At 44.8% G+C, this 14397-nt stretch carries 10 protein-coding genes (1 of these 10 running past the window's edge); 6 read left to right on the forward strand and 4 right to left on the reverse strand.

Annotated features, from left to right (window positions below; all coding sequences use genetic code 11):
• Positions 1-46 precede the first annotated feature (46 nt).
• The gene (locus LEP1GSC058_RS09000; RefSeq protein ID WP_016549244.1) at positions 47-2290 is read right to left on the reverse strand and encodes a PP2C family protein-serine/threonine phosphatase; all 2244 of its coding nucleotides are present in this window, start codon (positions 2288-2290) and stop codon (positions 47-49) included.
• Between the two features lie 103 nt (positions 2291-2393).
• Between LEP1GSC058_RS09000 and LEP1GSC058_RS09005 the strand changes: the two genes are divergently transcribed.
• The 6 genes from LEP1GSC058_RS09005 to LEP1GSC058_RS09030 all read left to right on the forward strand — a co-directional run bounded on the left by LEP1GSC058_RS09005 (position 2394) and on the right by LEP1GSC058_RS09030 (position 9792).
• Complete coding sequence (locus LEP1GSC058_RS09005) at positions 2394-3452, forward strand: sulfate ABC transporter substrate-binding protein (RefSeq protein ID WP_039948253.1); 1059 nt, start codon at positions 2394-2396, stop codon at positions 3450-3452.
• 103 nt (positions 3453-3555) lie between these two features.
• Positions 3556-4383 carry a sulfate ABC transporter permease subunit CysT gene (cysT, locus tag LEP1GSC058_RS09010; protein ID WP_016549266.1) on the forward strand — a complete coding sequence of 276 codons (828 nt, stop codon included), beginning with the start codon at positions 3556-3558 and terminating at the stop codon, positions 4381-4383.
• Positions 4380-5279 carry a sulfate ABC transporter permease subunit CysW gene (gene cysW / locus LEP1GSC058_RS09015; protein ID WP_016549205.1) on the forward strand — a complete coding sequence of 300 codons (900 nt, stop codon included), beginning with the start codon at positions 4380-4382 and terminating at the stop codon, positions 5277-5279. Before cysT ends, cysW begins: the two co-directional genes overlap by 4 nt.
• Positions 5280-5289: 10 nt before the next feature.
• Positions 5290-6354 (forward strand): sulfate/molybdate ABC transporter ATP-binding protein, encoded by a 1065-nt coding sequence (locus tag LEP1GSC058_RS09020; RefSeq protein ID WP_016549251.1) that lies wholly within the window; start codon positions 5290-5292, stop codon positions 6352-6354.
• 217 nt (positions 6355-6571) lie between these two features.
• Entirely contained in the window at positions 6572-8470 is a 1899-nt protein-coding gene (locus LEP1GSC058_RS09025) for an alginate export family protein (RefSeq protein WP_016549289.1), read from the forward strand.
• A gap of 296 nt (positions 8471-8766) precedes the next feature.
• The gene (locus tag LEP1GSC058_RS09030) at positions 8767-9792 is read left to right on the forward strand and encodes a DUF4384 domain-containing protein (protein ID WP_016549189.1); all 1026 of its coding nucleotides are present in this window, start codon (positions 8767-8769) and stop codon (positions 9790-9792) included.
• A 363-nt stretch (positions 9793-10155) separates the two neighbouring features.
• On the opposite strand, the gene lfb1 is transcribed toward LEP1GSC058_RS09030, so the two are convergent.
• From lfb1 to LEP1GSC058_RS09045, 3 genes are all read right to left on the reverse strand, one after another.
• Positions 10156-10515: an LIC10280 family protein gene (gene lfb1 / locus LEP1GSC058_RS09035; protein WP_039948231.1), complete on the reverse strand. Its 360-nt coding sequence runs from the start codon at positions 10513-10515 to the stop codon at positions 10156-10158.
• Positions 10516-10671: 156 nt separating this feature from the next.
• A complete protein-coding gene (locus LEP1GSC058_RS09040; protein WP_039948232.1) occupies positions 10672-13923 on the reverse strand; it encodes an acetyl-CoA carboxylase family protein in 3252 nt (1083 codons plus the stop codon).
• Between the two features lie 254 nt (positions 13924-14177).
• Positions 14178-14397, reverse strand: partial view of a hypothetical protein gene (locus tag LEP1GSC058_RS09045; protein ID WP_016549262.1) — the 3' portion only. It continues 161 nt past the right edge of the window; the window shows 220 of its 381 coding nt (coding positions 162-381); the start codon falls outside the window, past its right edge; its stop codon occupies positions 14178-14180.

The following is a 14397-nucleotide window of genomic DNA, read 5'->3' on the forward strand; positions in this document are numbered from 1 at the left end:
TCAAGTGCAAAACAATTAAACCACAAAAAGATTACTTAATTTCGGCTTAATGTAATCTTCCTTTGCGTTCAAATCCGATTAAGAGTACGTCGTCTTTCGGACCTCCGAGTCCGAGAAATTTAAGCAATTCGGAGTATACCATGGGAATCAAAATGTTTAGTTCGGTATCCCTACCTTGGCGTAAAAATCCTAAAACTCGTTCGCTGCCGAAGTAATCACCCATTTCTCGGGAAGCTTCGGTTAACCCGTCGGTGAAGCAGAGAATTCTAAATCCATGAGGCAATTCGATTTCCCGTTCCGTATAAACGAAGTCTTTAAGGAGTCCTACCAAAGGATTTTCACATTCCAAAAGCTGTTCCCCGCCATCGGTCTGCACGATGACCGGCGGAGCCCCGGCAAGCGAATATCGCAAAGTTCTTCTATCGTTAGAAACTTCCAATATTGAAGCGGAGAAATACGTTCCCACATTCTTATACGTTTCGTGAAATTCAGCGCTAAGAGCGGACATTAATTTTCCGGGGCGATCTTCCTTCAAGCGATGGTCTTCGTAAGCTCTCCGAATTAAAATGGTAAGCAATGCGGCCTGCACTCCGTGTCCGGTTGCATCCGCGGCGAAAATTCTTACACTCCCGTCCGGTAATTCCAAAATATCATAAAGATCCCCGCCCACTTCCGCCAAGGGTTTGTGCAAAACCTCGAACGTAAGATCGGAAATCGTAATTCTCTCGTTGTCCTTCAGGTTCAGCAAATCTTTTTGAATCTCTCTGGCGACCGTCAGATCGTTCCGAATCAATCTAAGCGCATTTCTCAATTGCTTCGTTCTCTCTTCTACGCGCTTCTCCAAGTTTCTAGAAAGATCGATGAGCCGATCTAAATTCTCGGAACTTCGAATGGACAGGAAAATGGATTGAGCAAGAAGAAAGGCGAACGCTCCGATATGCGCGAAGTATCCCGTATCTAAAAAGAATGTAGCATAAAAAAGATCGTGAATCATAGCCGCATAAATAAATATGAAGCCCCCCAGAATCGTGATCGCTCCTTGCTTGCGGCGGACCGCGGCTTTAGTCAAAGAATATAATCCGAGCGCTCCTGCCAAAAATGCGACTAAGTAATAAATCGTGATCGTAAAGGTAAAAATTCGGACAGGGAGCGCCAACACTATAATTGTCGCGATGATCGCGATCCACCAAACGATATCCACGAATACCCTTTTGAATTCTCTCGGAAAAATCGATAAAATATAACTCAGAAATACCGGGATCGCCAGGTAGAAAGTGATATATTCAATTCTTATAAAATGCTCGAATCCCAAAAAGGGCAAATATTCGGCTGCGATCCGGGTTCCTGCAAAAATTCCACGGGTGGCCATCACGATGCAAAAAATTCCGAAATAAAGAGAGGCAGGCTCTCCCTTTCTAAAAACCGCGAAAATCAGATGCAACATTCCGACGCAAAAAAGTCCGCCTGCCAGGAAAATATCCAAGTATCGTTCATTTTCCCAAGCCTTATGTAAAGACTCAGATTCACCTAAACGAATCGGAGACCAGAAACCGCCTAATCGATGATCCTTGTTCGCGACCAACATATCTATATGAAATTGATCTCCGTTCGGTACGAATCGCACGAATCGATTGCACCAAGCCGGCTTCACCTGAAAGGAGGTCTTATCCTGCAAGGAGAGAAATTCGACGGAGCCGCATTCCACTATCGTTCGGCCGTCGATCATAAGCGTATATGCGGAACTTTGTTCCGGTACGAGTAAGGCCAATTCCTTATAATTCCGATTCAGTTTAACTGTCAGCTCGTAGGTTCCGTATCCTTCCCCGATTCTTGTTCCGTTTTTTCCGTTCCAGGAAGAAGGTACGCTTAATGCTTCTGTGGGCGTCTCTTCCCCGACACCCTTCCAATATAACCAATGAAATTTCCATAGACCGGCTAAAAGAATAGGGTCGCGAAGATTCAAATCGTAATTCCCTAGATCGATTTCCCCGTCGATCGCAAACGGTCGATTCGAATCGGTTGGAGAGATGGAGGGTGAACAATATGAAAGATTTAATAAGAGAAGCGCTGCGATGCAGTGGTAAAAATATGCCCGACCTTCCTTTATTCCGGAAGGTCGGAGATGACTAACGAGCCGGATACGAGTAGAACCGATCCCGAATTTCCGGAACAAGATTCGAAAAAAAAACTGAAATCGAATAAAAAATAACACGTTCTTTGAGCTTGCCCGATGGTTTGGAAGCTTTCGACCTAAAAACCTATCGCATTTTAAGAAAAAAATGGCCATCATAACAAAACCTGAATTGACAATTAAGAGCGAAGCTCTAACTATAGCAGATAAAGATCCAATAAATTGGATTTTTATCTGGCTTATTGGCCAAAGGGACGCAAAAATGAACCAAACTATCCAAAACCCACCCAGTACCCGGCGGTTTTCCGCCCTTCTGACTACAGTAATCGTCGTTCTAATGAGCGTCGGTTCTTTAGCGGTTCTAGCAGAGGATGTTCTTTTGAACGTTTCGTTCGACCCCACACGCGAACTCTACGAGGACATCAATAAGCAGTTTTCGAACGTCTGGAAAAAGAAAACCGGACATGCATTACAAATCCAACAATCTCACGGCGGGTCCGGCAAACAGGCTCGCGCAGTTATCGACGGATTGGAAGCGGACGTAGTAACCTTAGCGCTCGCATACGATATAGATAATATCGTGGATAATGGCGGATCGATTTCTAAAGACTGGGAGAAAGCATTCCCTCATCATTCCGTTCCATACTATTCTACTATTGTTTTCCTTGTAAGAAAGGGGAACCCGAAGGGTCTTAAAGATTGGGACGATGTGGTAAAGCCCGGCGTCGGAGTCATTACTCCGAATCCGAAAACTTCCGGCGGAGCCCGTTGGAATTATCTAGCGGCTTGGGGATTTGCGAAGAAAAAATACGGGTCCGAGGATAAAGCGAAGGATTTCATAAAAGCTTTGTATAGAAACACGTCCGTGTTGGATACCGGAGCACGGGGATCCACGACTACCTTCGTTCAACGAGGAATCGGAGACGTTCTTCTCGCTTGGGAAAACGAAGCGGAATTGGCTTTGGACGAATCGCGTAAGACAAACGGCGGGCAAGCCAAATTCGAAGTCGTTTATCCAAGTACGAGCGTTCTTGCAGAAACTCCGGTTGCGATAGTTGAAAAGGTGGTCTCAAGAAAAGGAACGAAAGAAGTCGCTAGAGCTTATTTGGACTTCTTATACACGAAGGCCGGGCAAGAAACGATAGCGAAGCACTTTTTCAGACCGACTGACGAAGCAGTCCTGAAAGCCAACGCATCTAAGTTTCCGAAAATAAAATTATTCGACCTTCGCGATTTGGAAGGTTCTTGGAAAGCGGCTCATAAAAAGCATTTTGCCGATGGCGGAATTTTTGATAGTATCTATAACGACGCAAAGAAGTAACCGGCTCCGACGAAGGGCCGAATAAAAACGGCTCTTCGTTTGACGAATTTCTTCGGCATATAACAATCGTCGCTGGGAACCTCTGAAATCGTGGAAACTCAAATTGAAAATTATCATTCGCCCCTATTCTAAAACCAGCTTCGGCCTTTCTTTAGGTACGACGACATTTTATCTAAGTCTATTGGTTATCATCCCGCTTTCCGCCTTATTTTTTAAATCCGCAAATCTGGGCTGGTCCGGTCTTATCGACGTCTTTTCCGAAGATAGAATACAAAAGGCATTATGGTTAAGTTTCGGCGCCGGAACGGCGGCCGCGATTATCAACTTATTCGTCGGCTTTTTATTCGCTTGGGTTTTGGTTCGATACGATTTTCCCGGTCGAAAAATTTTAGACACTCTAGTCGACCTTCCGTTTACTCTTCCTACCGCAGTCGCAGGGATTGCGCTTACTGCAATCTATTCCACGAACGGATGGATCGGAAGATTTTTGGACCCGCTGGGAATCAAAGTGGCGTATACGCCTTTAGGAATCGTAATCGCTCTGGTGTTTATCGGGTTTCCGTTCGTGGTTCGTACCGTTCAGCCGGTTTTAGAGGAACTGCCGAAGGAATTGGAAGAAAGCGCTTACTGCCTCGGAGCAAATCGTTTGCAGACTTTTACGCGGGTTCTTTTTCCTGAACTCTGGCCGTCGCTTTTAGCGGGAACCTCGATGGCATTCGCGAGAGGAATCGGAGAATACGGATCGGTCGTTTTTATCTCGGGAAATTTGCCCGGAAAAACGGAAATCCTTCCTCTTTTGATCGTCACGAAATTGGAGCAGTACGAATATTCAAAGGCGACCGGAATCGCCCTATTGATGTTGGTACTTTCCTTTTTCATAATGTTTACGATTAACTTTTTCCAAAGTAGATCTTCCAGGAGATTAGGATGAGAACAGAGCCTACCTGGATCCGAATCACTCTAATCGGCATCGTCTTCTTTTTAGCGGGTCTCATTCTTTTATTGCCCATCGCAACGGTTTTCGCGGAAGCTTTTGCCAGAGGTATAGACGGTTATATTACTGCCTTACAGGATCCGGATACTATTTCCGCATGGTTAATGACTCTGAAAGTCGCGGGGATTGCGGTGCCCTTAAATACTTTTTTCGGACTTGTTGCCGCGTTCCTGATCACGAGATTCGAATTTCCGGGAAAGAACGCGCTATTAACGATCATCGATTCGCCGTTTGCGGTATCACCCGTTATCTCCGGTTTAATTTTTCTGCTTCTGTTCGGGAGACAGGGATGGTTCGGGAGTATTTTGGACGAATACGGAATCAAAATCGTATTCAACACGCCGGGCTTAGTGATAGCGACCCTATTCATCACGTTGCCTTTTGTCGCCAGAGAATTGATTCCTTTGATGCAAACTCAAGGCAAGGAGGAAGAAGAGGCCGGCATTCTACTAGGAGCCTCTCTTCCAAAACTATTCGTTAGGATTATTCTCCCGAATATCAAATGGGGACTACTCTACGGAATCATTCTTTGCAATGCGCGTGCGATGGGAGAGTTCGGCGCCGTGTCCGTCCTGTCAGGACATATTCGCGGAAAAACCAATACGCTGCCTCTGCAAATAGAAATGTTATACAATGAGTTTAATTCGGTCGGAGCTTTCTCAGCGGCTTCCTTACTCGTCTTTCTATCGCTACTTACGTTGTTGGTAAAAACGATTTTAGAAAGAAATTTGCGAGCGAAGTCGATCGAACCGCCCGATGCAGACCTCACCGATCCCAAAGATCGAAAAATATCCGCTGCAAATTCCTCGACCGTCACGGATCCGGTTATTTAAGGAGAAAGTAATGTCTATAGAAATACGCAATGTAAGCAAACGTTTCGGAGAATTCCAAGCCTTAAAAGATATCAACCTGACAATTCCCGAGGGAGATCTCGTCGCGTTATTAGGGCCTTCCGGAAGCGGTAAAACGACCTTACTTAGAATCATTGCCGGACTTGAAGTGGCCGACGAAGGAGAAGTCTATTTTAACGGAGAGAAAACCAAAAATAAGAATTCGAAAGATCGTGGGGTCGGTTTCGTTTTTCAACACTATGCGCTCTTTCGACATATGACAATATTCGAAAATATTGCGTTCGGTTTAAAGGTTCGACCAAGAGCCACTCGACCTTCTAAAGCTGAAATTCGCGATAGAGTTTTCCGTCTCTTAAAGTTAGTCCAACTTGAGAATTTTCACGATCGTTTTCCGTCGGAATTATCGGGAGGTCAAAGACAACGAGTCGCTTTAGCAAGAGCATTGGCAATCGAACCTAAGTATCTGCTTTTGGACGAACCATTCGGAGCCTTGGATGCTAAAGTAAGAAAGGAACTCCGCACTTGGTTGCGCAGACTTCATGATGAAATCCATATAACAAGCGTATTCGTCACTCACGATCAGGAAGAGGCTTTAGAAGTGAGCGATTCAATCGTTATTCTTAGAGCAGGAAAGATCGAACAAATCGGAAGTCCGGATGAAGTTTATAATAAGCCGAAAAACCCGTTCGTATTTCATTTTCTTGGCGACGTAAATCTTTTCCATGGACGCGTTCAAGATGGAAAGGCTAGGATCGGCGACCAGCACGTCGAATCCCCCGAACATTCCGAAATCCAAGACGCCGAGGCAGTCGCATATGTTCGTCCCTATGATGTGGAAATTCTACGTTCCGCCGAAAACGGGATTCCCGCTGAAATTCAATACATTCATTCTACCGGTCGAAATGTTCGCATCGAGCTAAAGAGATTGGATTCGGGTTCTTTGATTGAATCTCTTATAGACCAAAGCGTTTTCCGAGAACTCAATCTCCTACCAGGCGAGAAAGTCTATCTTCGGATTCGAAACGCGAAAGTATACGTCGAAGATTTTTCCATTTAAATCAATCGCGTTTATAGGTCGGACAGAGTTTATTTCCGACCTCTCATTTCCCCTCCCACCATCCGCAAAAACAAACGATTCTAAGTAATTTCCGAATTTCACGGTATAAATAATCGAAGGAAAATTTCCACTATAACATATTTATATCCGTTAAAACAAACTACTTGATTTATTTCAGGCCATTATTTCTGTTATACCTTCATAGGAGATCAATATAATGGTTAAAAATAGATTAAAGTTAGCAACCTTCGCTATCGGATTAGTCGCATTATCCTTTCCAATTCAAACGAATGCGCAAGGGTTCCCGACCATCGATTTTGCGATCGATTCCGAAAAGAAGCCGGATGAGCCGACGACTCCCTCGACCACTCCTTCCCCGCCGTCTGAAAAGCAAGATGCAAAACCGGTTCAAGACGGCAGGGAAAAGACGGAAAACAATGGAAATGGCGGCACGGCCATCGTTAAAGAAAAAGACAAGGAAAAGGAAATCTACAAGAGTCCGTTAGTGGGAAATACCGCCGGCGAATATCTCAGAAACCTTCAGGTAACTCCCGAGCAAAACAAAATTATCCGCTCTAATTCGGATCTCTGGATCCAAGACAGGTTTCGCGTGGGCTTTTCCGTTCGACCGAGATACGAGTCGATCAATAACATGGATTTCAATAAGACGACTGCGGATAATTCGAATGTCTTTACGGGGCAGACCCAATTTTACCTTATCGCAGATATTAATAAATACGTGCTTTTTAAAGCCACTCTACAGGATTCCAGAGTTTGGGGAGGAGAGCAATCGCCGGCATATACCGGAACATCTCGCTTCGAGTTAGGTACGAACGGCGGTGTAATTTATGATACGACTAAGTCGTCTCAAAATCAGGTCCCGGTTCTCAACAGCACATCATTCCGAGAGGCGTTTTTCGATATTCGTAAACCGGACCAATCCTTACGGCTACGCTTAGGACGACAGATCATCGATTTCGGAGACGGACGAATATTGGGCGCAGCAAACGATAATCAGATCGGGAATTCGACCGACGGACTTCGGTTCACGGGAAAATATGCGAACAGCACGTTAGATGCGTTCGGGACTGTAGTAACAGCACAGTATAATTCTTCCGGATTGGTAAGCGCCAATACGGCTCTTCCGAATACTTACTTAGTAGGAGCCAATAATTTTACGAAATTTGCGAGCTGGCTAGCATTGGATATCTACGATTTTACGGTTATAAAAAAATACAATCCGGCTAACACTAGCACTGCGACTAGCAAACCGGCCGACCAACAAAATACGTACGGTTTTCGTTTAACCAATAGAACCGAAAACAACGCATTGCCTGAGGGAACCTTATTCGACTGGACGGTCGAGGCTGCTTGGCAGGGCGGCTACAACGGTCTCCGAGTAGGCACAGGTTGGCTCCAAAATGCCACCGATTCTACGACCGGTACAGGGGCAATCAACGCATTCAATAACAAAAACCTACTAATCGAAAATGAAAACCAAAGATACAACGCACATTTCCTAACCGTGCAAGCCGGCGTGAATCCTACCAAGGATTTAAGAATCGGCGTTCAATACGTATACGCGTCCGGAGATCCGAACCGAAGCGATTCGACTGTAGGAACCTGGAATGCGCCGTTTCCGACAAGACGAATCGCGACCGGATTTATTCCGTATAGCGGAAACGGTATTGCGGGCGCATTCTTTTGGCAGAACGCAAAAGATTATTCCGTTCACATCAAATGGACTGCAGGAAAATGGGGAACGTTCATATTCAATCCTCATTTCTATTATAAAGCAAAACTTCAGGACGCTTATTATAATAATAACGGAATTGTTACCGGCGGATTGGCAGGGAGTACGGAAGATTTTTCCGATAATCAAAAATACAACTACTCATCCCAACATTTGGGAAAAAAAATCGGGTCTGAATTGGATTTAATTTATATCGTCACGCCTTGGGAAAACGTTTCTATATGGGGAGGTATCGCATTCGTTCGAGCGGGAGACTCCATTCAAAACGCACATGTGTCAGTGCCCACATCTACAACCCCTTCAATCTATACCGGGAAGCCGGACGCATCCTATTTCTTTTTGCAAACGGTATTTGCGATCTAGATCTTTCCACTCGCTTCTTTTGTCCGAAAGAAGCGAGTCCACCTCCATTCTTCTGTAAAACCCGGTAAGAACCGTTATCTTTTCAATATAAGTTAATCGGCGAATTTTACCGAACGAAATCCTGCACTTCCAATGAAAAAGAGTAGCTCCAAAGTAAACTAGATGGTGCAATTTCGCTAATACCGAACTGGAAATTTTCTAACAAATTGGAATCATTACCGTTCTGCTCAGGTCTTAGGATGCGATATATTCGGAAGCATGCGACGCTTTGGCGGTGCTGCGAAAGGAAAACAATCATGGGTAGTTTGCTCTCAGTCCGAAACTCTATACTGGAGTTTGTCGGCGAGAGATATTCGCTTAGTAAAATGAAACCGATTACTGCAATCGGGTTCTCTCTTGTACTCCTATTATCCTGCGCAACGATCAGCCCTCCTCCTCCTACCGTTCAGAACAAAGAGATTTACACGACAAATGCCGGCGTAGAATTTCTGGAGAAATATCAGGTGGCTATCCTGGATTCCTCCGATCGAGCCATACCGCTCGAAGAAGAGTTAAAGGATTTATTAATTGAATCGGGAAAGGTTACCGTAATCGACAGGAAGAAAACTGCAGATGCACTTAATGAAATCTCGCTTAGTCTACAAGGATTGGCCGACAAGGAAAACGCACCTAAAATCGGCAAACTTCTTTCTGCCCAGAAATTGATTCAGATTAAAGAGTCGGGACGGAAGTGGGCGGTAGAGCTAGTCGATGTGCAGACGTCTAAGATCGATTTTAACCGGTCCTTCGTGGACGGCGGTTCTCAAAAAGCTTTTCAAGAATTGGTGGGATTTTTGTCTCGAAACCTTCTGCTTAGGAATCTAAGCGGACTACGACCAAAACAATCCTCCATTAAAGTAAGCTTGGGATCATCCAGAAAACTCTATAAAAACAACGACCCTGTTTCTTTCGAAGTGAAGGTTTCGGAAGATTGCTATTTGTATCTAATACTTTTGCAAAGCGATGGAGAATCGATCTTACTATTTCCTAATGACAGTTCTCCTTCCAATTTCGCGAAAGCCGGGGAAACTATTCTCATCCCCGACGGAAAATCCGGATACATACTGACTGCCGGCGAGCCGTTCGGTTCGGATATGATTAAGGCTATTGCATCCAAAAAAAGTTTGAACCTATTCGACTCCACACCTGTGCCGGGAACTCCTTTCGGAAAAATAGTAAACCCCTTCGATGTAATTTCGAGAGGTATCAAAAAAATTAATACGGAAATTCGTGACGAAGACTGGAATACCGCGGAAATCACGATTCAGACGGAAGCCGATTGAATTCGGAAGATCGGGAAGTTTTTATTTCTTATCGAGTCCCTTCGATTCGAGTATAGAAGATGATTCTTAATCGGCTTTTAGCTAAAGCGAATTCGTCGATTCTATTTATAAGATACAAAGCATCACGCAAACTGATTATCTTCGGCCATGCGATTCGGCTAGACGATCGACGGTGCATTTAAAGACATCAGCAGGTTCACGGAGATATTGGGAGCAGTTATCGCCTCGACTCTTGAAAAGGAAGGGCCTACGAATATTAGCCGGCGAATTCCCGAAATTGCGAAGTCAGTGAATTAAAAAGAATGATATCCGTATTCTTTTCAATGAGGTAGAGACTTCGTAATCTCGGAAGTGAATTGGAAATTATTTGGTTAGGATTTCCGTTCCGGTACCGTCTCCCCAAGTTCCTTCAAGCCTCGCTCCTCCGTTTGTAACAGTATAGATCACCGGATAGGTATCTCCCCAATCTACCGTGAGGACATTTCCATCGAGAGTTCCAGTTCCACTATAGCTGTTTCCTACAGTCCATGCAAAATAGTAGGATCCATCGTCGTTTTGTCTAATCTGTACGGAGCCTCTGTACTTTGATCCATTCGGATTTGTTCCCGAAACTTTATACGTTCCACCAATGGTCAAGACCTGAGCAGAAACGTACGTGAAAGAAAAGACTAAACTGATTATTGCCACAAGAATCAAAATTTTTGATCCAAATTTATTCGGCATGAAAACCTCCGTTACGGCTGCGTATTATACCTATTCTTTTAATCGGAATCAAGAAATTTCCGAAAGAAATATCCGTAATTTTTCGGCGGATTAGATGAATATAGCCGAAATAACTTATTTTCTGAGATTAACCAGATCCGAAATTATCGCTCGGAGTTAAAGAACTTTAGGAATAGAATCCAACCCGCGCAAAATCCATTTTCTGGAATCTGCCGGATCGATTACCGCATCGATCTCCAAATAAGACGCCATATTCATGGCCTTTCCTCTTTCATACGCTTCATTTACTAAACGATCGAATAATTTCTGTCTCTCATTCCAATCCGTAATTTCAGCGAGTTCCTTTTGAAAGCCGGTGCGAATTTCGCCTTCGATGCCCATCGCTCCGAATTCACCGGAAGGCCAGGAAATCGTAAAAACAGGAGCATGAAAGCTACCGCCTGCCATAGCCATTGCTCCTAAACCATAGCCTTTCCTTAAAACGACGGTAAAAATCGGAACCTTACAGGCAGCGGACTCCTCGAATAAACGTCCCGCTTTTCGCACCAAACCTCTCTTTTCCACTTCAGGGCCTACCATAAATCCTGGCGTGTCACAAAGAAATAATATCGGTATATTAAAAGAATTACAAAGTTTTATAAAGTCGATAGCCTTATCCGCCCCCTCCGCATCGATCGCTCCCGCTAAATGGGTCGGATCATTCGCGATGAGTCCAAGAGCTCTTCCTTCGATTCTAATAAAGCCAGTAACCATGCCGAGTGCAAACTGTTGCCTAAGCTCCAAAAAAGAATCAGCGTCAGCGAGAATTTCGATCAAAGAACGAATGTCATAGGAACGTAATCGATTTTCAGGAATGGCTATTCTCAAGGCTCTCTGATCAGAACATGAGAAATTTATAATATTTCCCTGGAAGTAAGACAAGGCTTTCTTTGCGATTTGAACCGCTTCTACTTCGTCTTTGACCAGAATATCTACGACTCCGTTTTTTGTCTGAATATCGACCGGGCCGATATCTTCCGCCGAAAAATTGCCGAGACCTCCCCCCTTCACCATAACGGGTCCGCCCATACCAATATTTGATCCTTGTGTCGCGATAGTAATGTCGCTAGAGCCGAATAAAGCCGCGTTCCCGGCAAAGCAACGACCGGAAGTAATCGCGATGCGAGGAGCGATTCCTTTTAAACTTGCATATTGGCGAAACGTATGTAAATCCAAACCGGCTACGGCAGGCATATCCACTTCTCCGGGACGACCGCCGCCGCCTTCGGTAAAAAAGACCAACGGAAGGCGAAGCTCCTTAACGACCTGCAATAATCGATCCGTCTTTTTATGATTCATTGCCCCCTGAGTTCCCATGAAAACCGTATAGTCGTATGCAAGAACTGCACATCGCGATTTATGCCTGTCGAACAACGAACCATTCACGCTTGCCAACCCGGTAACTAATCCATCGGCCGGACTCAATTTGATCAATTCATCCAGAGATCGTCTGCGACGCTGGGCGGCAATTGCCAGTGCACCATACTCGACAAACGTACCTGGATCACAAAGATCCGCGATATTCTCCCTAACAGTTCTCTGGCCCCGCTTATGTCGTTTGGCTACCGCTTGAGAGCGGGAACTATCTTCGTTTAACGATAACCGGTTCAAGAGATTCTGAAGATCGGGGCGAATCGAATCGAAATCTATTTCGTCCCGGTTTTCCAAGGCCGAGCCCGTCACATCCGATGGCCTAACATAAAGCAAAGATTGTCCCGAAGCGATAACGGAACCGATCGAGACCGGAATCATTTCCACCAAACCCGAGACCTCTGCATTAATTACATGCTCCATTTTCATTGCGGAGATAATCGCGATTTTTTGCCCTTTTCGAATCACTTCACCTACGGCGACGCAAATTTCCGTCAAACGTCCGGAAATCGAAGAGGGAACTTGCAAAGTTCCTAATGGAGCTTCATTGATTTCCACTGCTTTCGAGCTCGAGTCGTTTTTATCCGATGAAAAAGAGAATTCTTTATGGATTTTCGAATCTTCAAATCTGCCGGATCCGGAGATTTCATCGATCATCCCGGTATATACGGAGTAATTTTCGACCTCCGGCAATAAGAGAAGGTTCTGAAGGAATGTCTTATTTGTTTTAACGCCTTGGATATTAAAATCACTCAACGCACGATAAGCCAAAGCTAAAGCGTCAGAGATATGCGAACTTTTAGTGCGAACAATAAGTTTCGCGAGCAAAGAATCGAAATTAGGATTCATTACGTATCCTGAATATGCCGACGTATCGACTCGAATTCCTGGCCCGGTTGCAGATTCGAAGACGGACAATTTTCCCGTCGATGGTTGCGGATTCCCCGTCTGATCGAAAGTCTCCGCATTGATTCTGAGTTGAACCGCAAATCCGGCAGGCGGTGCAATCGCATCTGGCCAAATTCCTAGATTCTTCAATGATTGCCCCTCTGCTATACGCAATTGCATCTGCAATATGTCGATTCCTGTTACCTGTTCGGTAACGGTATGCTCAACTTGCAGACGAGGGTTGGCCTCTATAAAATAAAATCTTCCCTTCGTTTCCTCATCGAGCAAAAATTCGAATGTCCCGAGGCTCGAATATTGCACGCTTCTAGCTAACTGAAGTGCCGAATTTAGAATCTGATCCCGAATCTCCGACGATAAGTTGGGAGCCGGCGACACCTCAATCAATTTTTGATTTCTTCGTTGTAAGGTACAGTCCCTCTCCCATAAATGCGCGATCTCTCCATGGACATCGCCTACGATTTGAACTTCGATATGCCGAGCTCTCGGGAGAAATTGCTCAACGTATAAATCGCCGTTTCCAAAGGCGGCATTAGCTTCGGATGAACACCTAAGAAAATCCTCTTCCAGCTGCTCCAGATTCCGAATCCTTCGAATTCCTCTCCCGCCGCCACCGGATAGCGCCTTAATCATTAACGCTCCATGTTGAACGAAGAAATTCTTCGCTTGGCCGATTGTAGTAGGGCCTCTTGTCCCTGCTAAAACCGGAATAGAGTTTTGTTCCGCTAATCGGATCGCCTCGAGTTTATCCCCCAAGATTTTGACGACTTGCGGAGACGGGCCGACAAATTGCAGTCCTTCTGCAAGGCATCTTTCGGCAAATTCCGCGTTTTCACTTAAAAAACCGTATCCCGGATGAAGAAACGAGCAATGAGTCTCCTTAGCAATTCGAATCAGCTGGTCCCCATCCAAATACGAATGACTACCGCTGCCTTTTAACGGAATGGAATAATCGCCGCATAGACGATGTTTTGAATCCGCATCGTCCTCGGAAAAAACGACTACGCTTTCCCAGCCTAGTGCTGCCGTGGCCCGTGCAATCCGAATCGCGACTTCTCCTCTATTTGCAATTAGTAATTTTTTGGATGCCATATGTGAATGGGCAGCAATTTCCTCCAAATTACAAAGGAGTCGACTATAATTCAGATTTGAATCCTGTTCTTAGGCGGAGGAAAAGGCTATAATTGGTTTGACCGAAAAACTTTCGGGAGTTTAACCCAGCCAAATAAACGAACTAAAAAAGAAATTTTAACGCTAAGCAGTTAAGAAAGCGTATAGATTCTTAATGGATTCCTTTCGCCATTTACGTGGAATATATCACAATTCTATAAATTCTTTTTGGAGAATTATCTTCGTGCCGGAGGTAGAGCCGCTTTACAAGCAGCCGATAGTTCGGCTTCATGATTTCTCAGACACCCGATTGGCCCTCCGGAACCTTGTACGGAATCGCTGCAAAATTTTTGTTCGTCGGATGCGCAGGCTTGTTTTGCCGCCTCATGCCTTGCGTGCATTTCCGCTAAATGCGATTTGCACGCAACAGAAAGTTTAGAATCGTTTTCTCGAAAA

The sequence above is a fragment of the Leptospira fainei serovar Hurstbridge str. BUT 6 genome, assembly GCF_000306235.2.
In the GTDB taxonomy this organism is placed as follows: Bacteria; Spirochaetota; Leptospiria; order Leptospirales; family Leptospiraceae; genus Leptospira_B; species Leptospira_B fainei.